The organism is Pedobacter jejuensis (assembly GCF_003725795.1).
GTDB lineage: Bacteria > Bacteroidota > Bacteroidia > Sphingobacteriales > Sphingobacteriaceae > Pedobacter > Pedobacter jejuensis.
This window is the reverse complement of record NZ_RBEE01000014.1, coordinates 123501-146896: the sequence shown is the minus strand read 5'-3', so window position 1 is coordinate 146896 and position 23396 is coordinate 123501. Positions and strand designations below refer to the sequence as shown.

The following is a 23396-nucleotide window of genomic DNA, read 5'->3' as shown; positions in this document are numbered from 1 at the left end:
CCATATTCGTAATCAAATTTGCGGGTTATATACTTTTTAACATTTCTTTGGCGTGTATGGCAATCATTACGGGTTTTTGATAAAGAATATGACCCATTCTAGCCGAATTTTGTCCCCAATCATCCACAGTTTCAGGTGCGGCAGGTTTAAAATCACTATTTGGTTTAACATCGATATTGATAAAACCATTCTGTGGACTGTATTTGTCCCAACTCAAATCATCCCAACTTACTTTATCACCGCTCTTCTCGTAATTTATATCCATCCCGAAACGGGGTTCGCCAGGTATTTGCTGAATGATAAAATACCATCCCCAATCATCTGATTCAATTGTAGGCTCATCCTTTCCTTTTGATTGTGGTACCGTCAAATCAAAACCAAAGAATTTTATATCCGGATTTATTTCTGCCTTAAACATTGGGAATTTAATTTCTGAAGCCATTTCTGTAGTAGTAGCCACAGGATTAATGATTGGCTGTTTAGTTGCATCGATTACGCCGCTTGCATCTTTAAAAATATGAGCTTTTTGAGCATAGATAATGGTGTTCGGGTACTTCTTCAGCAACTCACCTCTAATAACTAATACGACCTGTTCTCCATCTGGAGCTTTTCTTTTAGGGTGTGTACCTAAAGCGCTGTTGCTGTACCATTTATCAATGGGTTGTATATCTTTAAATTCTTCTTTAAGTTGGTTTTCATCCAGGTTGTTATGGTTGGTTATGATCCCCTTAACATCCCAAAACTGTCTAAAGTAGCTACCTCTTTTATCGGTTGGATATTCTCTCCAAAGCAATTCTTTACCAAATTCGTGGTTTAATCCAACCATGTACGATTCGATAAACTCTGGGTTTGTTACCAATAAGGAGATGGTGTTTTGAGGAATGAGCTTTAAGTTAGGAATCAATAACTCTGAAGATATATCTCTTAGCTTTTCGTACATCGGTTCAGGCATATCTGGATAAGCCATGGCCGGCACCAGATTTTCGAAATTGAACAACCATTTTTTATTAAAAGTATAAATTACAAATGATGCCAGCATTTTGGGGAAAACTTTCCGTGGATCTATTGCTTCCTGCAACTTTAAATGTGCATTGTCTATGTCAAAACGGCTAAATGTTTTTTCAGGGTTTTTGATAGCCTCTCTATAATTTAAATCTATTGCAGCAGCCCGGAAATTTGCAGCTTCCACACTATCTTTTCCATTGCTACCAGGGGTAAAAATGCTTACAAACTGATACGCCAAGCCTTCAGCGTCTGTTGTAGTTTCCTGGTTTTCAGTTGTAACCTCAGTATCGCCATTATTGGTTTCCACAATCAGCGGGTTACTTTCTCTAAAAATAAATTCTGGTTGTTCTGGCAAATGCTCCAAAGTTTCTGCCATTACCTCCGGGTTGTTTAAATCTTTCGGATTAAGAGGACTGGCCTTCATTTTAAGGAGTTTAAAATAAGCACCAATAGTAATAACTGCGGCAATAATGCATGCATACCAGGCGCCAGTGATTACCCCGAAGATAAAAATTGCGGCAAGCACCAGTAATAAGCAGATTAGGAGATGATTTAAAATCCAAATAAGAATGGGGTTATGATTTTTGGCTGGGATTGAATTCAGCTTCTCATCAACCGTTGGCAAGCCAACAGGGATTATTTTTGGAGGTGCGGCTGTAATTTTTCCCTCATTTATATCTGTTAGCAAACCAGTATGTGTGAAACCCGGATTTGCAACTGCGATCTTTCTGAAAAATGGGCCACGAGGTCTTAATATTCTACGTAATGTGGAGCTTACAGCAGCAGCAGGTAATAGGCTGTCTTCTAATTGATAGCTAAGTGTTGTAGGTGAGCCTTTTACTTTTTTCAACAAAGGAGATAAAAATAGCAATGACTGACCGGGTGTGAGTTTACTTGTAAATTTTGTTTTGATAACATAACTTACATTCATGGCAAAAGCAATAAGCTTAATTTTTATATTGGCTTTCTTAACTGATTCTACCTGCTTCCAGGCATCAGCAACATATTTTTCCTGATCCTTTTGTACAACATTGGTTCCAAAGCCGGCTGCAACCCGGTTTCTTGGATCTTTATTGAGTTCATGCAGCCAACTACTTTTATCAGTATCAATTTGGTTTGTAAGTGCATGATTCTGGCCGTAAATTGGTGGGCTAACCACCGGATCACTAACGGTATTTGATGCGTTTTTAAGGGTTTCCGGGAAATTTAAAATCGATTGAAGTTCATTAAAAAATGGTTTTCCGATATCCAATTGTTTGGGTTCGGAAACCGTTGTTGGTGCTTTTAATGCGCCTTCTAATCCGATAATATTTAAGGTTGTTGTTTGACCAATATCAGTAGCTTCCGTCATGCCGAAACCTGGTGCGCTGCCATCCATATCGCGGATTCCTAAGCGGGAATCCATAATTCTGGGTTCCAGTATTTTTACTAATGATTCAAAATCCTGGTTTTCGCCAGTTCTAAAAAACCAGTGGTAATAAACGGGGAACTCAATGTTATTTGAAGTATTGTTCCAAGAGGCTTGCTGAGCGTCAATACTGGTATTTTCTAAGCCTAAACCAGAGAGTCTGCCCGTTTCAAATGCCGGAACTAAAAATGCCCGATAGGCGGTATTGCTATCTAATTTCCGCGGACACATTAACCTACTAATAATCTGGTCGCTGTTAGGGTTGTCTAAATCGTTAAGCGTTTTTAAGAATGCTTCAAACTCGGTTGTAGAATCATGGCCTTCATTTACATGCACATGGCTCCATGCCCATATTTGGTTGGCAGGTGGAAGATTATTTGCACTTTTAACCGTAACGGAAGCCAATGGTAATTTGCTTTCGTTAAATGTAAATTCTCCTGTTCCTGGCTGCTGCTCATCTTTCAAAACTATCAGGGAAAGCCAAGGTCTGAGTTTATCGCCATTTGCTTTTGCTGGTGTATATCGCCACAAAAAATCTTCATCGTAAAACTCGATAAACGGCAAATAATTGGGCTCGAAATTGCTAATCCAGTTTAGCGGTTCTGTGCGCACTACCATTGCTGGGTTTATGCCAATAATATCACCAGGACCGAGTAATTGAAAATCTTTCAGTTCTACCTGATCGTTTACTTTAACTTCAATATTAACTTCAGAGCGGAGTGTGCCAGAGCTTGCCCCATTTCCAAGATTATCAACCGTAATAATACGACCAGCAATGCCTTTACGCAACCATGAGCCAAAGGTATATTTTGCAACTTTTATACTCATCTTTAGTTTAGTTCAAATTGTGAAACGACTTGCAACTGATTCTTTAATGCCGGATTTTTTCTTAAAAGTTCATCATGCAAAGCATAGGCTTCTGCTTCAGAATTTAAGTTATCTGTACCGCTAAAAGCAGTTAAATCTTTTGTGTTGACTACGCTGTATAACCCGGTGTTGAATTCTACTTTTGCAGGTTTAATTACGGCTGTTTTACGACTTACCGAATAAGCATTTTTGCTGATTGCATTTCCTTTAGAGAAAATATTGAAAACCTTATCAAATAGTTTAAAACCGGCAACTTTAATTAGTAAAGCAATTCCTTTCTTCCGGTGAACATAGCTTAATTCATAAATGACTTCTTTTTGTAACTCTGTACCATGAAAAATCTCATTGGTGGTTTGGAAGAAGATGCCGCTTTTCATGCGATTGAACGAACTTCGAGAAAGCTTTTCACTATCTTTTAGCTTGATGAAATTTCCGATTGCAAATTCTTCAAATGTGGGTTGGGTTGCAGAATTATCGGTTACAGAAATAGTAAAATAGGTATCAACGGATGGTTTATTATGACCGAACTTATTGATTTCCATATCTAAAGGAGTAACTTTCTGGCTAAGCGATAGAATGGTAAACGGATGGATGATAATCTTTCCATCAGGCAGTTCGAGTTTACGTAAAGTAACATTAGTATTTGTGTTGGCTGGTAAATCAGCTTTCCAGTTACGGTCGTCCTTTATCGCATCTACAATAAGTTTTTTAATGTCTATTGATTCTTCTAGTTGAGGCGGAGCCTGTTCGCCCCAGGATACATCAAATTTAACGCTTACTTTAACAAACAATATTTTTAAACTGGCCTTACCAAGTGCTCTCCATGGTGTTGGCCCGCTTAATTGTCCGGCAAGGTGTATTCCGGCAATTTCGCTGCTTCCACGCCGAAGTGCAATACCCGCTTCAATTTGGGCAATAAAATAGAAAGGATTAAACTGTACCAATAAATCATATCCCAAATAACCAAAAACATTAAAGCTGCAGGCTTCGGCGTAAAGTTCTACACGGGCACCAGATTGTACTGAATTTGAAGTTACTGCAAAATAAGTAGCTACACTAATTCGAGGATTTTTACCTGAAAGCAAGGAAATGGTTATCCGCTTCATGTTCCTTAAATCGGTTGGTACTTCATTAAATGACGGGTGGAATCCACCAACTGATAAAACAAAGATTGGTTTATCGCCCCATCCAATTCGCAAGGCCATTTCTCCTGTTAGCGTGAATGCTAACAGGCGAGAATCGAACAACACAGCATTAAAGGAAATACCCTGACTAAAATCGATAATGCCTAAAAAGTTAACTTGTAATTTCAGTAATGGCGCTTCCTCGGTTGGGAGGATGCAACGCAGAACACCCAGAATAATTAGCTTTGTCGCCGGGATATCGATGATAATACCCATTTCTAAAGAGATTAGGGTAGGTGTGCCCCAACCGATTTTTGCCATCGGTGCAATAATGAATGTTCCTTCCGATATCGGAAAAACCTGTTGCAAATCGCTAATGATTCGGGTAATGTTGTTTACAATATCCTGTGGAAATAAAATACTTTTTACTGCCCCGGTTCGGATACCTTCTTTCAATGCATCTACTTCTGTTCTTCGGTTTACAGCTAATAATCCACCAACACCAATAAGGGTAAAGCCAAAGCCAAGTTGAATTGGCACAAATTCAGCAGTAACTAAAATGAGTAATGCGAAACCCTCGCTACCATCCGGCATTTTTGTAGAAATAATAGCGATTGCTTTAAGGTCTATAAAACCTTGAAAAGAGAGTTCAAGCGCACCAATATATTCACCTTTTTCTACATTCAGGCCTAAAAATCCACCACCTTTAATTACGCCTGTATCAATTGATAATCCAATACGTGTTGGTGGAACGAAACTACTGCCAAGGTTGGCAAATGACATGTTTCCATCTAAATTATCAGGAAAACTTATTGGAAAATTTGTACCTATGCCATCTATAACTGCAACTAGCGGACCTAAATTGGTTTTTATAATAACGCTTAAACCAACGTTAAGCTTCGAATTTTCAAATCCTAATTTAAAGTATATGCCTTCTATAAGTAATAAAGCTAGATCGATATGAAGCGGAATTAATAATTCGAAACCACCACTTCCTTCTAAGCGAAGTCCATTTGCAGCGTCCCAATTTGCTTTTAAATCAAAACTAGCTTCGGTTTTTATATTTGATAAAATAGATTTAATGAAACCATCTCCTTCTGAAAAGTCGATAATCAGCTTTCCGCCTTCAATAGCAACATTTACAGAAGGGGCAATTTGATTTGTTCCATTGTTTAAAGCTGTATTTAGAGATACACTGGCATTAATGCTTTTAGCTTCAAGTCGTGTTCCTTTCGTTAATCCCAATAACATAAAAGCTTCGTTATTGCTTTTCTTTGCGATTAAAGATAGGGATGTATCCATTAACGCAGAGCCACTTGCGGGTTGTAGAGTTAATATCAAAGGATACTGCAGCTTACCCTTTAATCCGGCATTAAAAGAACGCGTATTTTGTATTTTCGCTTTCCATAAATCAGAAATTGAATAGCTTTTTTCGAAGGTGTTATTGCCACTAACCTTTGCTTCAAATTTAATTCCTGGAGGATTGATGGAGGTATCTAACTCTGCTTTAAAATAATCAGATTCTAAAATTAATGGTCCCGAACCGATTTGTGCAATTTCAGCAGGAATACCCAGACTGATAAGGAAAGCCCTGGTTCTTTCAAAGATTTCTTTCCCGGTTAAAGAAGCCAAACCGAGTTTATAAGTTTCTTGTAGATAAGCCTGAGGATTTGAAAGTATCTGTAAAAGTCTGTTTAAATATATTCTACGAGGCACAAATCCTGGAAGTGGTGTATTTAAAACCATTCCTGGTGGTAAAGTGATTTCTTTATCTATTGTACCAATTAAGTTTAAAGAACGGGTTAGTAAGGGTAAATGCTCACCAAGATAACCAACAAGGCAATATTCTAAAATTCTGATAGGTAGTTTATCTGCAAGGGTTTTAAGGTCTGCTTGTATGCTTGCAGGTAATCCTAATATCGCTGTATTTAAGGCAATACCTAATTCTTTAATTTTCAGAATTATATCGGTAATTTTCTTTATTAATTTGGCGCCGTCTGCGATAATATTAGGAATATTCTCATTGTGACTTGAAGCTTCCAAAGCGGCTATTAAAGCAGGTAAATCAAGAGCTAGTGTTTTAACTTCGGCAAGTTTGGTATTGATTCCGGCGTTATTTTCGATACTTTGAGGTAAAGGAACGCCAAGTTTTGTAAACAAATCTGGATTTAGCAAAGCTGGAAGTGGCTTAAGTGCTTTTGCTAATGCTAAAGTTATGGATTCAATTGTACCTGCTGCTGCCATAAACATTGAATTTTTTAGGTTACAACTTTTCCTAAGAACACGCATTTATTCTGCATTACTCAGTTAAAGTATAAAAAATGGTTACTAACCTTTACAAAAAATTCACTGTGTGTTGTTATTTGGTATCAGGAATAAATGAACAATGAGTGTTCATATCTAAAAGAATGTTGAGCTGACTATTAAGACGTATGCCAAGCTAGCTTATTATATGTTTAAATCCAAAGGAAATACGAAATAATTTATATAAAATATTGATGCTCATTAAGTTTGCTGAAAATATCCGTTTAATATTTTGGTAGGTTTTAGTCGAGATAAGTTTGATATTCTATATATTACTCTTGATTTTAGGGTGGTTTTAACTAATTTGACATTTTAAATAAGTTAATAGAATATACCATATCGATGTAAATCGACAAACATTAAGTTAACTCTAAACCCATCATGGGCGATAACCCAATGAAACAAAAGAGCGGGTTTGATTAAATAAGTTTGTTATTTACTTTAATTCTTTTTTGTCACATAAAAGACTTCATTCTGAATGGTTGTATACAATCCTTTGCTAAATTCCGAATCGGTTAACAGTGTTTCATGGTGGAAGCGATAATAGGTAACTAAGTGCGCTCAGATTGAAGGTTTCAAAATGGAATTTAACCCATTCTAATCAGGAGTAATCCACTGATAATAATCTTATTAAATCGAAAAACAAAACGGTTTAAGTGCTGTTTCTATTGCTGAAAATGACTAAGCATACTAACCAGGCCTCACTTGGTAAAAATATCAAATGGCCACTACAATCACTGAATTTTTTTATGGCCGATTTACAAGCTGGTGTGGGTCCTTTCTTAGGGATTTTTCTTTTGGCACATCACTGGAATGCTGGTTTAATAGGTTCGGTTATGACAATAGGGGGTGTGGCAGGCATGATTATGACTATCCCCGCAGGTGCGTTGATTGATGCGACGAAAAAAAAACGCTTCTATGTGGTGCTTTCGGCAGCCTTTACCATAATCTCCTCCGGCCTTATCTTACTGAGCCAGAATTTTTGGTTGGTGAGTATTTCCCAGGTCGCAACGGCTATTGCTGGATCTGTCATCGGACCAGCAATTATAGGCATCACACTTGGCATTGTTCGCCAGAAAGGCTTTAATAAACAGAACGGTTACAATCAGGCATTTAATCATGCGGGAAACGTAGTTGGTTCGGCGCTTTCAGGCTTTTTGGGTTATAAATATGGTATGCCGGCCATTTTCTTGTTGGCTGGTATTTTTGGTTTGCTGTCCATTTTATCCGTTTTGATGATTCCTGCAAAAGCAATTGATGATAAGGCAGCCAGGGGAATGAAAGAAGGGGCGGGTGAGGATAAAGCAAGTGGACTCCAAGTGTTGCTGCAATGCAAACCTCTATTAATCCTGGCCGCTGCGCTGGCTTTTTTCCATCTTGGTAACGGTGCGATGTTGCCTTTATACGGTTTAGCGGAGGCGGAAAAACATTCGGGTAATGCATCGATGTTTGTTGCAATGACAATTGTTATTGCACAACTGACCATGATCGTCACTTCGCTACTGGCGATGAAAATGTCGGAAACAAAAGGTTATTGGCTGGTTCTTTTTATCTCCTTTATCGCATTACCCATCCGGGGATTGATTGCCGCCTATATGGTTAGTAATGTTGGTATTTATCCTGTTCAGATTTTGGATGGTATTGGTGCCGGACTGCAGAGTGTTGCTGTTCCAGGTTTAGTTGCCCACATACTAAATGGAACGGGTAGGGTTAATATAGGCCAGGGTGCAGTTATGACTGTTCAAGGGCTTGGCGCTTCTTTTAGTCCGGCAATAGGGGGCTGGATAGCAAACGGAATTGGCTACAGCGCTACCTTTATGATTTTAGGGGCTTTTGCCATCGGATCGATACTGCTTTGGGTAATTTTTTCCAATACCATAAAGGAGTCTTCTTCATAAGATAGTCTTAAAAACAGCACAAATCAGTTTATTAAACATTTATTAAAAAAAATTATTTCTTTTGCAGGAAATTTTGAGTTTATAGAATATAATTAACTGATAGAAAAGAAAACGGAATATTCGGAATGCAACAGGTTTTAAATAGAAATGAAAAAAACAAATAACCCCTGATGAACAATGCCGCCATCTGGATTATCTCTGGGCTATCTATAGCCGGAGTAATTATCCGTCCATTTAAATGTTCTGAGGCCTATTACGCCATTACGGGAGCCATCCTGCTGATCATTTTTAAGTTCTTGAATCCCGCTGCTGCGATTTCTGGTGTGCTAAAAGGACTTGATGTTTATCTTTTTTTGATAGGCATGATGCTGCTTGCAGAGACGGCCAGAGAAGAGCGACTCTTCGACTGGTTAGCTGCCCACGCAACACTTTTATCAAAGGGCTCTTCGGTTAGGTTATTCGCCTTAATTTATCTTGTGGGAATTTTCGTGACAACCTTTTTATCCAATGATGCCGCAGCAGTGGTATTGACTCCAGCTGTTGCAGCCGCGGTAAAGGCTGCCAAGTTTGAGAAACCTTTACCCTATTTACTCATTTGTGCCTTTATTGCAAATGCAGCTTCTTTTGTTTTACCGATTTCAAATCCGGCAAACCTGGTTATTTATGGTGAACACTTGCCTGCGCTTGGGCAGTGGCTTAGTTATTATACCGTACCATCAATTGCAGCCATTTTGGTGACCTATTTTAGCTTGTATTATACCCAAAGAGAAGATCTGAAGCAAAAAATAAACCTCAATATTTCCCTTCCACCATTTGAGGATGGTGCAAAAGCAGCAATGATTGGTATAGGTTTTACTGCTGTATTGCTTCTAGTTTGTTCAGCACTGGATTATCCTCTAGGCCTGCCCACCGCAGTTACCGGCATTTTAACATCTTTATTAGTGCTGCTGAGATCAAAAAAGTCTCCTGTAAAAATAATTAAAGGAGTATCCTGGGGCGTGATTCCCTTGGTAGCAGGCTTATTTATAATTGTTGAAGCCCTTAATCAAACTGGTTTGACTTCAACCATTACTGCCCAACTAAATGTCGCGGTTACAAGATGGGGCGATGGTGCAGTGTGGCTTGTTGGAGGAATAACAGCTTTAGGTTGTAACTTAATGAATAATCTTCCAGCGGGGTTAATTGCTGGTAATGTAATGCAGCAAGCGCATTCCTCTGGACTAATTCAACGTGCGGTTTTGATCGGGGTAGATATAGGCCCAAATCTCTCTATTACCGGATCTTTAGCAACAATACTTTGGCTGGTGGCCCTTAGAAAAGAAAAGCAGGATGTAAGTGCCTGGCAGTTTTTGAAAATTGGTTCCGTTGTAATGACTCTCGCTTTGCTATCAGCACTTGCCTGTCTATTTATCTAATCTTTTAAGATTTATTTTAGAAATCATAGGCTTGCTGAGTTTATAGACAGAGCCACTAGTTTACATTTACACATCCTTAAAAGCCCAGACCGATACCACCACTTGCCATACCATAACCTCCTGAAAATCCGTAGGAAGCATAAATTCTGAGAACTGGCAGTTTTATCTGAAAGCCAACATCGCCACGAAATGTTTTTAAATAGGTTGTGTTCAGATTGAAGGGATCTGAATAGGTAATGTATGCAATTTGATTATCCCTTATGCTGTTTACGATGGGAAAATTACCCTTAAGGCCGAGTTTAAATCCAGATACGCTATAACCGGCAGATATAAATGGCGTGAAGAATGAAAGCTGTTTGGATAGCGTGGCCTGAATTATATATTTGTTGAATCTCGAATATATCTCCTGAGTGGTAAAATCAGCTACCTGTTGCTCATTTTCAGGTACCATGCCCTCTGTCGGATATAACTTTAGTGGCAAGCTGTAATTTAGCGTATTATAACCGAACAGTAAAGATAAATCAAAAGGTATTGGGGATGTCTTTTCGTTGATAAAGTCTCTGATCAGGTTATGTTTTATCCCAACTCCAAATAAGGTTACAGAACCGAATCGTTCTCCGAATTTTATTTTCGGTGCCGCCCGTACCATGAGTTCGGTATTAGCAAAAAATCCAACATTGAGCTGAAGCTGAGGCGTTGGAACAATATTTCCGATAACTGCGCTCGGTAGCTGGAAAGAAATCAGCTTGTTGTTATTTCCGTCAAAAAGATCCACCAGCGGACCATTATTCTCTGTGTCTCCGGTAAAAGTCGGCGAAACTGTCCTGGTAGCATCCGCAGGGCGAAGATTGCTTCATAGCCCGATTTCGCTGACATCGAAAGATTGTTTAGAGGACGGTACGAAGGCTCCTGTTGCTACAATTCTGAGGTCAAAATGCAGAGGTTTGAGTGTTTGAGCGGTATTGGTCCACGCACTGTTCATACCAAGACCCAAACCATAGAATAACGGCCGGGCGTAAGCATCGACAAGTTTTTCCGCATCTGCAGGACCCGATTTTATAAGTTGCTCAAAATTAAACTGGGCGTGTAGGCTCAGCGGTAATAGAATGATAATTCCGAAGGATCTTAGTAAAAATTTTCTCATAATCACAAAACATCAATTAGTTTCTGCATACTTCTGTTCAAACCGAAAAAAAGGCAAAATGTTTAAAAATTGCCGGCTGTTGCACAAACAAATTAATTCGACCTAATTGCACCAATTTCGATTATTTGCAAGCTCATTAATAACTAGCTTATTACAAGAAAAACATTTTAGGCGAAGTGGGGCCAATTTAAAGCAAATTATCCATTGATTTCGAAAAACGAATTAAAGTCAATCAATCTATGCTCATACAGGTAAAATTATAGTTATACTAGTCTAAATGAAGTCTAAAAATATATATTTGAATTAACCACATATAGCTCTAAGATCCTACCATCTCAATCCCTTTCTTCATTAAAGATTTAATCAATGAAAATTAATTTCGAACATCCTGTGTGCTGCAGAATATGGCTCTCCGTTATGTTTTTGTTTTTAGTTACATTGGTTCAGGCCGAAACGCGTCTGGATACTCTAAAAGCGCAATTAAATAGTGTGCTTTTGAGGAAGCCCTTATATGATAAGTTAAAGCAAAAAGAGATTTTGAACGTTTTTGAAAAATTTAAAAAGCAGGATGAAACGTTATCTGGGCGTTACGGATTGTACATGGGGCTTTTCGAAGCCTATAAATCTTTCAATAATGATTCTGCATATGTGTATTGTAAAAAGGCAAAGCAATGTGCAGAATTATTGGAGGATAAAAATAAAGTCAATTATGCCAAAGTCAATTTAAGCTTTGTACTTATATCATCAGGAATGTTTAAGGAAGGTCTGGATACCATGAAAACAGTCCGGGTAAATTTTTTAAATCAAAAAGAACGCTATGAATATTATTATCTGGCAGCGAGAGCAAATTTTGACCTAACCGATTATAATAAAATTGACTATTACGGCCAACTCTATACCCAACGGGGCTTAAATTATTGTGATTCCATCATAAACAATTATCCTGAAAATTCATCAGAATATCTATCCGGATTGGGGCTCAAGTTACTAAGAAGTAAAAAATATGCTGCCGCGATATCTTCATATCAAAAATTGCTGCTAATGAAAAGCAATTACCGCGACAGTGCCATCAATTACAGCTGTCTCAGCTATTTATATTACAGTATAAATCAACCTGAAAAAGGTTTAGAATACCTATATGAATCGGCTATAATTGATAACGTTCATTCCATTAAAGAATCACTGGCGTTGTTGAACTTGGCTAAACAAATTTACCTGCTGGGCTGGATTAAAGAGGCGTTTAGCTACATACATTATTCAATTGAGGACAATAACTTCTATGGAGCAAAACAACGTAAGGTTGAAATCAGCAATATCCTTCCCATCATCGAGCGCAGCAAAATCGATGATATTGAAAAACAGAAACGATCTTTGATCATATATGCTTCGATCATTACCATTTTAATTATTCTTACCATATATTTTGCTACTACTTATTTCCGCCAACTTAATAAATTGCGCAAAGCGGATAAACTCATTATCGAACAAAACCTGGATTTGAATCAGGCAAATAGTCAGCTGCGAAAAATTAACAAGACACTAGATGTAGCCAATCAAAGCTTAATCAATACCAATCAAAAACTCGATGAGGCAAACTTGATTAAAGAAGAATATATTGGTTATTTTTTTAATGTTAATGCTACATACATCGAAAAACTTGATAGGCTTAAGCGTTCACTCGAAAAGATAATTAATGCTCAACAGTACGATGAAATTCAGGTTATTCTCAATAGGCTAAACACCAATTCGGAAAGGGAGCACTTTTACAGAAGTTTTGATGAGGTTTTTTTAAACCTTTTCCCTGATTTTATTGCTCAGTTTAATGCTCTTTTTGATGCAGAACATCAAAGTCAGCCTGTTCATGGCCAGTTGCTTAATAATGAGTTAAGAATTTTCGCTCTTATCCGCTTAGGTATAGATGAAAATGAAACGATTGCCAAGATATTGAACTACTCTGTTAATACCATTTACACCTATAAAACTAAAGTTAAAAATCGATCTTTAATTCCAAATGATGAGTTTAAAGAAAGAATTCTATCGATTAAAGCGATAAAAATGGAGCTAATAAATGATGTAGTTTGATTAACATTATAGTTAATCTCTGGCACACTAACTTTTTGCTCTTTTTTGGAAGTACCGTTAGCATCCTTCGCTAAATCCCTGCTACATCTCACATCAAACCACGCCATAAAATGGTTCTGATAGCTATCAATCAGCTTCCCTTATTAATATTTGTCTAAGCTAATTTATGTTTCAATAATTTGATTATCAAATACTTATTATATTTAAAGTTAGATTATTTTTAATATTTCATATTTCCTCTATTGCATTTCATTATCAACTGCTATTACTTTGATTCGTGTTCTCTTACCAAAGTTTGCACCTAACCAAATAATAACCAGTTAACTATTATGAGAAAAAATTACTTATTTAAGTATGGATTAATTTTGCTTTTTCTGTTCATCGGCTTTACAGGCTATGCGCAGCAAAATGTATTTACCGGCAAAGTCGTAGATGAGCAGAACCAGGCATTGCCCGGGGCATCTGTTCAAATCAAAGGTACCCAGCAAACATCACTAACAAATGATAAAGGCTTATTTACCTTTAACTTAAATCAAAATTCGTTAACGATTCAGATAAGGTTTATAGGTTATGATCCGGCCGAGCGTACCATTTCTCCTGCCAGAGAAGTGGTTATTCAGCTTCAGCTCGATGCAAAATCACTCTCTGAAGTGGTAGTAGTCGGCTACGGAACGACTAAAAAATCAGACCTTACCGGTGCCGTAGCCAGTATTGGAGCAAAAGATTTCAATCAAGGTGCTATTACCAGTCCGCTACAACAAATTGCGGGGAAGGCAGCCGGGGTAACCATTACGCAAACCGGCAGCGAACCTGGCAGTGCTCCCAATATCAGAATTAGAGGGATAACTTCTATACAGGGTAATAATAATCCATTGGTGGTGATTGATGGTGTGCAGGGAGATGTTGGGTTGTTGAATCAGATTCCTCCAACGGAGATCCAAAGTATTGAGGTGCTTAAAGATGCTTCGGCAACGGCAATATATGGCTCCAGAGGTGCATCGGGTGTTTTGATTGTAACGATGAAGAAAAGCCGCTCTGGCACATCAATTGAATATAATGCTAATTCTTCGATTGATGTAGTCACTCGCCAGCTTAAAATGCTGACTGCCCAAGAGTGGTCTACCCAGGCTGCAGCCAGAGGAATTCCTGCCAGTTCAAATTTTGGTGCTGATACCGATTGGTTCGGTTTACTAACCAGAAACGGAACCACACAAAATCATACGCTAACACTTGGAGGTGCCCACGATGGCTTCTCTTATCGCGCTTCGCTAGGTATGATTTTGCAAAGGGGTATTGTTATTCGATCGGATAATCAGCGTTACATTGGTCGAATAGAAGCAACTCAGAAGGCTTTAGATAATAAACTATCCATTACGATGACCCTGAATGGAACCAATTCAGAAAATAATGGTAGTCCAGGTTCTATTGGTAGAGCAGCATTCACTTCCAACCTGATTTCTAATGCTTACATTTCCAGACCGACTGACCCGGTTTACAGACCAGATGGCAGTTATTTTACTGATCCAAATCTATTCCAGCCGCTAAACGTTTTAGCTGCTGCCAATACCATTATCAGCGAATCCGAAACAAACCGTTTACTCGGTTCGGTTAGGATTAACTATAAAATTTTCGATGGACTTTCTGCTGAAGCCTTTGGAAGCTGGCAAAAGACTAACGGAACCTCTGGTAATTATACGCCTGCAGTTTCTACAGTAGCAGCTGCGATAGACCAAAAAGGATATGCAAGTGTAAGCAATGGAAATTCAGATTATAAGCTGATGGATTTTCAGTTAAATTATTCTAAAGACTTCGGAAAGCACCATTTTGATGCCGCTGCGGTTTATGAGTGGCAAGCACAAATGGATTCGGGAAGCGGAAGTGCAGCCCGTGGCTTTGTCAACGACCTTGCTACCTATAACAATTTGGGGCTTGGTGATTTTTCAAAAGTTCAGGCTGGAGACTACTCTTCTTACCGGAACCAGCGTCGCACTGTATCGGTTTTGGGTCGCTTCAATTATGCTTTCCTTGACCGGTATTTACTGACCGCAAATTTTAGGAGAGATGGTGCTACAGTATTTGGCGCAAACCATAAATGGGGAAATTTCCCATCTGCCTCAGTTGCCTGGAAGATTGATCAGGAGCCGTTTATGAAAAACCAGAGCATATTTACTACACTAAAACTTAGGGCCGGTTTTGGAATTACTGGTAATCAGCAGCCATTAAATGTTTTGCAGTCTCTGCAAATTGTACAAGGTTCAGGTACGGTATATTTTGCAGGTAATGTGCAAACCAATTTTAGAACTACCCAGAATTCTAATGCCGACCTGGAATGGGAACAGAAAAAATCTACAAACATAGGATTGGATTTTGCTTTATTAAAAGGTAGGCTAAGTGGTAGTTTTGATGTGTATAAAAACGTAACGGATAAATTATTATACGCCTATACCGTACCTCAACCTCCTTTTCCTACTGGTTCAATTCAAGCCAACGTTGGGAGTATTCAAGGTAGGGGCATCGAAATGGCATTAGGTTATGATTTGATAAGCAATGCTTCTACTAGGTTAACCCTGGGTGGAAACCTGACTTTAATGGATTCAAAGGTAAATAACCTGAGCGGTTCTTTAAATGGGGTACCGCTAATAACCAATAATGTTGGATACGGTGGGCAGAATGCATATCTGGTTGTTGGACAACCCATAGGCGCCTTTTATGTGCTGCAACACCTTGGGGTTGGTACAAATGGTGCTGAAACCATCGTTGATCAAGATAAAAATGGAAGAATTGATGCCGGAGCTACGAGCCCTGACAGGATTTTTGCAGGGCAGGCACAACCCAAATATACCTTTGCCTTTACGCCGAGTTTTAGTTACAAAAATTTTGATGCTTCTCTTTTAATTCGCGGATCGGGTGGTAATAAACTTTACAATAGCTTAAGATCAAACCTAAGCTTTTTAGAAAATCTTGGTAAATCAAATTTGCTTGCCAGTGCAATTGATGATAATATGTTCACTTCTGCCTTTCCTTTAGCTTCAGATTATTGGCTGGAAGACGGAAAGTTCATTCGTTTAGAGAACGTTAATTTGGGTTATAAAATTCCTACAAGTAAATCTAAACACATTAGCGCCGTTCGCTTTTCACTAACAGGACAAAATTTATGGCTCATTACAAAATATTCCGGAATCGATCCTGAAGAAACCGGAGGAGACAATGGAATTTATCCAAGGGTTCGCAATTTCGCATTAGGGTTAAACATCATTTTAAAATAACAACATGAAAAAAATTATATTTTACACGCTTGCTGCCTTGCTGTTGGCATCAGGTTGTACAAAAGTCGACGAAAATATTTACGATAAGTATACTGCAGATGAGTTCTATGCCGATCCTAAAGGTCCAGATATTGCATTGGCAAGTGTTTATGCCCGAATGCCTCAATTCGGTGGTGGAGATAATGGCTATTATGACACCAATAATATGTCTACCGATGAACAGGTTGTGCCACACAGGGTTAGTGGTGATTGGGGCCCTGAAAATGCATACCTCTACACCCGTGCATGGACACCAACTTTAGGTCAGATAAACACCACCTGGAACGCTTGCTACAATTCGATTTACCTGGCGAATCTGGCAGTAGACCAATTGATTAAGGCGAATGCACCGGCCGCGAAGATTTCAGAAGTAAAAATTCTCCGAGCATGGTTTTATTATTTGCTTATTGATGACTTTGGCGATGTGCCCTTTTATACCGACAATAATATTACCACTGCACAACTTAAAACTCAAACCCGGTCTCAGATTTTTAACTGGATTGTAACCGAGATTACCTCAAACGCTGATCAGCTGCCGGAAACTAAAGGGGGTGTTTTTTATGGTCGGTTTAATAAATGGGCTGCTTATACCTTTTTAGCGAAAATGTATCTGAATGCTGGTGTTTACACCGGAACACCTAAATGGGCAGAATGCCTGGCGGCTTGTCAGAAAGTAGCCAGTGGTGGATACACGCTTCACCCTGGTACATCGAACGCATCGAGCCCTTTAGGAAACCGCTACTTTGAATTATTTGGAGATGTATGCCCTGATGATGAAACCATTTTGGCAATCTGGCTGAAACGTAATGTTATTGGAAACAATGTACTTGCTTTAAGAAGTGTTAATGGCCCAAATGGTCTTGCCATGTTTGGTTTTTCGGGTTGGAATGGAACGATTGTGCCTGAAGAAACATATAATAAATATGCAGCCGAAGATATCAGAAGAAAACAATTTTTAATCGGACCTCAACCTGGGGGAGTAACTTATACACCAAAGGTTAGCTCTTTGATTAATCCTGGTGCTGGTATTACGGAAGGGGTTAGGGGAGTCAAATTTTATCCTGTTGCACCAAATGATGGAAGTGGTAGTTCAAATGATTTTCCAATATACCGCTATGCAGATGTTTTGCTTATGATTGCAGAATGCCATTTGCGTCTAGGAAATGCAGCTGCCGCCAAACCTTTTATTGATCAGGTAAGGCTTAGGGCAGGACTTGCGGCACTTCCAGGTAATCCCTCATTAGAACAAATTTACGATGAACGAGGATTCGAATTGAATTGGGAAGGACATAGAAGGCAAGATATGATTCGATTTGGTACCTTTACCCTCGCTCACGGATTGGTTCCTGCTGTTGATTCCCATTGGCAACTTTTCCCCATACCAACTGCTGCGATGAACGCAAATCCTAATCTAAAACAAAACCCTGGCTATTAATTTCTTTTGCGGTACGGTAAAAGCTTGTACGGCTGTAATTGTTAATTTTATTTATTTCTTATATATGAAGTTCCCTTATTTATTTTCACTTAGCGTATTAACATTGCTCATTATTTTAAAGTCAGATGAGGCAAATGCACAACAAAATTTTACCTATCCACCTCAGTATGGCAAGCCATTTAAAGGTGTGCCGGATAGAAGGGATGTAACGCTCTATCAGGTAAATACCCGGTCTTTTAGCGCATCAGGTAATTTTGCAGGGGTAACAGCAAGATTGGATTCCATAAAATCATTGGGTGTGAATGTAATTTATTTGATGCCCATTTATCCCGTTGGTAAGCTTAAAGGTGCTAATTCTCCATACGCCACCCAAGATTACGATGCTGTAGGCAAAGAATTCGGTACACTAGAAGATTTACGGACACTTGTTGATGGTGCACATAAACGAAATCTTTCTGTTATGCTCGATATCGTTGCCAACCACACCTCCTGGGATCATCCTTGGATAAACAAACCTGATTATTATGTTAAGGATAGTTTAGGTCAGATAAAATATCCTGAAACCTGGAAAGATGTTGCCCAATTGGATTTTAAAAACCAGGAACTTCGCCAATCTTTGATACGTTCAATGAAATCCTGGGTTTATAAGGCCAACATCGATGGTTTCCGTTGCGATTACGCTGATGGTCCACCGTTGGATTTCTGGAAGCAAGTTAACGATAGTCTTAAAACCATTAAAACACACAAACTGTTGATGCTTGCCGAGGGAGCCAGTTCTAAATATTTTAGTGCAGGCTTTGATTATAGCTTTGGTTTTAACTATTTCGGTAACCTTAAGGCCATTTACAACAGAAATAAATCCGTTAAATCTATAGATGAATTAAACGTGCGTGACTTTAACGGTGCCGCGGAAGGCCAGGCTGTGGTTAGGTATCTTACCAACCATGATGTAAATGGTTCGGATGGAACACCTTTAGATTTATTTGGTGGACAAAGAGGGTCAATGGCTGCTTTTATTGTTGTTGCTTACATGAAAGGAATTCCAATGGTTTACAATGGGCAGGAAATTGCTACACCTTTCCGCCTGACTTTTCCCTTTACTGGTCGGAAAATAGATTGGTCTTTAGCCAGTCAAAATCAAAATGTCACCGCCGAATATAAAAAGGTAATTGCTTTTCGCAATAAAAGCGAAGCGATACGCCGCGGCAGCCTGAAGAGTTTTAGTAGTGATGATGTTTGCGTATTCACCAAAAAAGGGACAAAGGAACAGGTTCTTGTTTTCTCAAATCTGCGCAATAAACCGGCTAATTATATCATACCATCCGAGCTTAGAGCGATAAAATGGAGAGATGCTTTTTCCAAAAACACTTATAAATTATCAGAATCCATCGAGCTTAAACCTTATGAATACCTGGTTCTGAACAATTAACCTAACATCTATTAAACATGATATTGATCAAAAAACAATTAATCACGCTCTTATTGTGCCTGATAACCTTTGGACAGGCTTTTGCAGCAATAACAGTGAGCCGGGTTGAGCCACAAAATTGGTGGACAGGTATGAAAAATACACAGTTTCAAATCCTGCTTTACGGTCCGAATATTAGTACCGCTTCAATAAGCCTGAATTATCTAGGAGTTAAAATTAAGGAAGTTGCAAAGGTTGAAAACCCGAATTATATTTTCTTATACCTGGAAGTATCAAAAACTGCCAAAGCGGGAAGCCTGCCCATTACTTTTAAATCAGGAACGGAAAAATTTGTATATCAGTATCCATTATTGAACCGAACGGATAAATCCGGGGCTAAGGGATTTGATGCATCAGATGTGCTTTATCTTATCACCCCCGACCGTTTTGCTAATGGAAATCCGTCAAATGATAATTTAGATAGCGTTTCGGTAAACCGCGGTAGTCCGAATGCCAGGCATGGTGGCGATTATGCCGGAATGCTTCAAAAGCTGGATTATATGAAAGATTTAGGGATAAGTACCGTTTGGTTAAATCCCATACAAGAAAATAGAATGCGTGGTGGCTCTTATCATGGTTATGCAATCACCGATTTTTATCAGTCTGATCCAAGATTTGGCAGCAATCTGGAGTTCAAGCAATTGACTGAAGCAACTCATAATAAGGGAATGAAAATGGTGATGGACATGGTGCTTAACCATTGCGGCAGCAGCCATTGGTGGATGAAAGATTTACCATCCAAAGACTGGATAAACAATGATGGGGTATTTCTTCAAACCAATCACGCAACAGTTTCAGTAATGGATATACATGCTTCGCAAACCGAGCGAAATACCTTTTTAAATGGTTGGTTTACCCGTGGTATGCCAGATTTGAACCAACGCAACCCGCATCTTGCAACTTATTTAATTCAAAACAGTATCTGGTGGATTGAATATGCAAGGATAGATGGCATTCGCCAGGATACTTATTCTTATATGGATTTTGATTTCCTATCTCGTTGGAATAAAGAAGTTTACCAAGAGTATCCTGATTTTAATATTGTAGGTGAAACGTGGTATAACAAAAAAACATCACCTGCATGGTGGCAGGCAAATTCCGTTCTGAATAAGAACAACTCCCAACTAAAAACACCTATGGATTTCTCTTTAACATTTACCATGCAAAAAGCTTTTGATGGGGTAAGTGATAATGGATATTTAAATGAATTATTCGAAGATGTTGCTCAGGATTTCGTTTATGCTGATGCCTACAATGTACTTACATTTTTAGACAATCATGACCTTGGAAGATTTTCACGAAAAGAAGATACAGACTTGAAGCGCTACAAGCAGGGATTGGCTTATCTGCTAACCATGCGTGGAATTCCCCAGTTGTATTATGGTACTGAGGTACTTATGACGGGTACTAAGGAAGATGGGGATGGTCGATTAAGGGTAGATTTTCCGGGCGGCTGGCCTGGAGATAAAAAAGATGAATTTAATAAAGGCGGACGTTCCCCTATCCAGAATGAAGCTTGGGATTATTTGCAGAAATTATTACAATGGCGCAAAACCAGTTTGGCCATAACAAAAGGTACTCTAATTCATTATGCTCCAAAAAGTGGAATATATGTATATGGGAGAATTCATAATGATAAGACTGTTTTGGTAATATTAAACAGTGCAATTAAAGATCAGGATATTACCCTTGAGCGTTATAGCGACTTAACGGGCAAATTCAGCAAAGGTAAGGATGTAATTGCTGGCAAAACTTTTCAACTTAAAGATAAAATTTCAATACCAGCAAAGGGTAATTATATACTAGAACTGGAGCAATAATTTCTGGCTAGCGTAGGAGATTGTACTGTAGGTGATTTCTCTCAACAAGATGACACTTATTTACGCGTTTTACTATTTACACTTTCTATTGATTAATGAATTTTAGCTGATTGTTAAATTTTTTATGAGATGGCCGGTTAAGAAAACTATGAAATGGTCTTCTTAACCGGTTTTTGTGTAAAGTGAAACTGCTGTTCCAATTCATTTATCTTCCTATTGGTAGCAATAATTAGCTTAAAGTTTTACTTTCAAAATATCTGGATACCCTTTAATGACTGTCTTTAATAACGCCTATGCATAGTCGTATTCATCCTTTAATAAATAAGATTTAAGTCGATAAATTAAAGAATTTAATCTTTCAGATATCCTAATAATATCGCAAAAGCAATCCAAGAAGCTTGACTAATGATTGCATATCAATCCATATTCATAGGATGCAAAATTGAATTTGGATTTATCCAGATTGTGATATCCAAAAGGTTTATAAACTTTCTTAAAAGTCCCAAAAAACGTTCAAATTCATGTTCTGGCAGATTATCAGTGTGGCATTTCAGGTGAAATGGCATTGATTAAGATTTTAAAACATCTGAACTTATTTTTGGTTAATCAAGTAAATTGTTTTTAATTTATGGAAACGGAATCTTTTACAAAAACCCATCAGGCTACTACCGTAACGCCCCGTACGATTACCCTAAGCATCAACGGTCAGCAGCACGCCTTGACTATCTTGCCTTATGTAAGTTTATTAGATGCCTTGAGGGAATACTTGGATCTCACGGGCACTAAAAAAGGTTGTGATCACGGGCAGTGCGGTGCATGTACCGTAATCTGTGATGGAAAACGGATTATTAGCTGCCTCACTCTGGCAGTGATGAAGGAAGGCGCAAAGATTACGACTATCGAAGGGATAAATCATCCTATACAGCAAGCATTTATCGATCACGATGCCTTTCAATGTGGGTATTGTACTCCAGGTCAAATCTGCAGTGCAATCGGTTTGCTGGAAGAAGGAAAAGTAAAAAGCAGGGAAGAAGTGAAGGATTCAATGAGTGGTAACCTATGTCGTTGCGGTGCCAATCAGCAGATTATTGACGCAATTATGCAAGTCAAAGGAGGTGATAATGAATAATTTTGATTATCAAAAGGCTGCAACAGTCTCTGATGTTGTTGGCAAATCAACCTTTGTCGCGGGAGGAACAAATCTTATTGATTTGCTTAAGTATAATCTTACCAATGCAGCGACGCTCATCGACATCAATACCATTGGCGAGCATCATGATATTTTGGAAATAGAAGATGGCGTCCGTTTGGGTGCACTAGCAACCAATGCGGACACTGCATATCACCCCATAATTGAACAGCGTTATCCCTTATTGTCAAGGGCTATTCTGGCTGGTGCCTCTGCGCAGATTAGAAATATGGCGACTAACGGAGGTAACCTTTTACAACGTACCCGCTGCTATTATTTTTATGACCCCCATGCACCATGCAATAAGCGTTTGCCCGGTTCAGGATGTTCTGCCATTAACGGTTATAACCGTAACATGGCTATCCTGGGTACAAGTGAAAATTGTATAGCGGTCTTTCCTTCAGATATGAGTATTGCACTGTCTGCTTTAGATGCAATAATTAATATCAAAAGTGAAGATGGAGAGCGTTCGGTAGATTTTGCTGATTTCCATCGACTGCCGGGTGATACGCCTCCAATAGATAACAACCTGAAACCTGGAGAATTCATTACCAGCATAGATTTGCCATTGAAGGGATTTGCAAAAAACTATTCGTATTTGAAACTCCGAGACAGGGCTTCTTATGCCTTTGCGCTGGTTTCGGTAGCTACGGGACTTGAACTTGATGGAGATACCATCCGGGATGTAAGAATTACATTAGGTGGGGTTTCACATAAACCATGGCGGGTGAAAGATGCAGAACATTACCTTATTGGCAAGAAAGCCGATAGGGAAAACTTCTCTGCTGCCGCAGATATTATCTTGCAAGGGGCAGTTGGATTTGCTCATAACACCTTCAAGATTAAACTGGCGAAAAAAGCGATTGTTCGCAACTGCATGATGGCTCTTGATCCATCCACACAATTACCAGGCGCACAGCCATCAGCATAAA

11 protein-coding genes and 1 pseudogene are annotated in these 23396 nt (G+C 38.8%); 9 read left to right on the top strand and 3 right to left on the bottom strand.

Going from position 1 to position 23396, the window contains the following annotated elements; all coding sequences use genetic code 11:
• Window positions 1–25: 25 nt before the first annotated feature.
• Both D7004_RS10275 and D7004_RS10270 read right to left on the bottom strand, forming a co-directional pair.
• Window positions 26–3241, bottom strand: coding sequence for a hypothetical protein (locus tag D7004_RS10275; protein ID WP_123205779.1), 3216 nt, complete (start codon window positions 3239–3241; stop codon window positions 26–28).
• A 2-nt stretch (window positions 3242–3243) separates the two neighbouring features.
• Entirely contained in the window at window positions 3244–6648 is a 3405-nt protein-coding gene (locus D7004_RS10270) for a DUF6603 domain-containing protein (RefSeq protein ID WP_148042784.1), read from the bottom strand.
• Window positions 6649–7385: 737 nt separating this feature from the next.
• Between D7004_RS10270 and D7004_RS10265 the strand changes: the two genes are divergently transcribed.
• Both D7004_RS10265 and D7004_RS10260 read left to right on the top strand, forming a co-directional pair.
• On the top strand, window positions 7386–8606 hold the full coding sequence (locus D7004_RS10265; RefSeq protein WP_208646821.1) for an MFS transporter: 1221 nt from the start codon (window positions 7386–7388) through the stop codon (window positions 8604–8606).
• A gap of 170 nt (window positions 8607–8776) precedes the next feature.
• The gene (locus tag D7004_RS10260) at window positions 8777–10021 is read left to right on the top strand and encodes an arsenic transporter (protein ID WP_123205777.1); all 1245 of its coding nucleotides are present in this window, start codon (window positions 8777–8779) and stop codon (window positions 10019–10021) included.
• A gap of 76 nt (window positions 10022–10097) precedes the next feature.
• Here the strand turns inward: D7004_RS10260 and D7004_RS10255 are convergent.
• A pseudogene (locus tag D7004_RS10255) lies at window positions 10098–11165 on the bottom strand (DUF6588 family protein).
• Between the two features lie 366 nt (window positions 11166–11531).
• Between D7004_RS10255 and D7004_RS10245 the strand changes: the two are divergent.
• From D7004_RS10245 to D7004_RS10215, 7 genes are all read left to right on the top strand, one after another.
• Complete coding sequence (locus D7004_RS10245; protein ID WP_148042783.1) at window positions 11532–13247, top strand: DUF6377 domain-containing protein; 1716 nt, start codon at window positions 11532–11534, stop codon at window positions 13245–13247.
• Between the two features lie 329 nt (window positions 13248–13576).
• Complete coding sequence (locus D7004_RS10240) at window positions 13577–16513, top strand: SusC/RagA family TonB-linked outer membrane protein (protein WP_123205773.1); 2937 nt, start codon at window positions 13577–13579, stop codon at window positions 16511–16513.
• Window positions 16514–16517: 4 nt separating this feature from the next.
• Entirely contained in the window at window positions 16518–17987 is a 1470-nt protein-coding gene (locus D7004_RS10235; RefSeq protein ID WP_123205772.1) for a RagB/SusD family nutrient uptake outer membrane protein, read from the top strand.
• 64 nt (window positions 17988–18051) lie between these two features.
• Complete coding sequence (locus D7004_RS10230) at window positions 18052–19416, top strand: alpha-amylase family glycosyl hydrolase (RefSeq protein WP_123205771.1); 1365 nt, start codon at window positions 18052–18054, stop codon at window positions 19414–19416.
• A gap of 17 nt (window positions 19417–19433) precedes the next feature.
• Window positions 19434–21275 (top strand): glycoside hydrolase family 13 protein, encoded by a 1842-nt coding sequence (locus D7004_RS10225; RefSeq protein ID WP_123205770.1) that lies wholly within the window; start codon window positions 19434–19436, stop codon window positions 21273–21275.
• Window positions 21276–21903: 628 nt separating this feature from the next.
• On the top strand, window positions 21904–22404 hold the full coding sequence (locus tag D7004_RS10220; RefSeq protein WP_123205769.1) for a (2Fe-2S)-binding protein: 501 nt from the start codon (window positions 21904–21906) through the stop codon (window positions 22402–22404).
• Window positions 22397–23395 (top strand): FAD binding domain-containing protein, encoded by a 999-nt coding sequence (locus D7004_RS10215; RefSeq protein ID WP_123205768.1) that lies wholly within the window; start codon window positions 22397–22399, stop codon window positions 23393–23395. The genes D7004_RS10220 and D7004_RS10215 overlap by 8 nt, the downstream gene beginning before the upstream one ends.
• The last annotated feature ends 1 nt before the right edge of the window (window position 23396 follow it).

Coding starts and splice junctions, on each gene's coding strand:
- D7004_RS10225 (WP_123205770.1), top strand. CDS start 19,434: ATGATATTGATCAAAAAACAATTAATCACGCTCTTATTGTGCCTGATA.
- D7004_RS10220 (WP_123205769.1), top strand. CDS start 21,904: ATGGAAACGGAATCTTTTACAAAAACCCATCAGGCTACTACCGTAACG.
- D7004_RS10265 (WP_208646821.1), top strand. CDS start 7,386: ATGACTAAGCATACTAACCAGGCCTCACTTGGTAAAAATATCAAATGG.
- D7004_RS10235 (WP_123205772.1), top strand. CDS start 16,518: ATGAAAAAAATTATATTTTACACGCTTGCTGCCTTGCTGTTGGCATCA.
- D7004_RS10275 (WP_123205779.1), bottom strand. CDS start 3,241: ATGAGTATAAAAGTTGCAAAATATACCTTTGGCTCATGGTTGCGTAAA.
- D7004_RS10240 (WP_123205773.1), top strand. CDS start 13,577: ATGAGAAAAAATTACTTATTTAAGTATGGATTAATTTTGCTTTTTCTG.
- D7004_RS10215 (WP_123205768.1), top strand. CDS start 22,397: ATGAATAATTTTGATTATCAAAAGGCTGCAACAGTCTCTGATGTTGTT.
- D7004_RS10230 (WP_123205771.1), top strand. CDS start 18,052: ATGAAGTTCCCTTATTTATTTTCACTTAGCGTATTAACATTGCTCATT.
- D7004_RS10245 (WP_148042783.1), top strand. CDS start 11,532: ATGAAAATTAATTTCGAACATCCTGTGTGCTGCAGAATATGGCTCTCC.
- D7004_RS10260 (WP_123205777.1), top strand. CDS start 8,777: ATGAACAATGCCGCCATCTGGATTATCTCTGGGCTATCTATAGCCGGA.
- D7004_RS10270 (WP_148042784.1), bottom strand. CDS start 6,648: ATGGCAGCAGCAGGTACAATTGAATCCATAACTTTAGCATTAGCAAAA.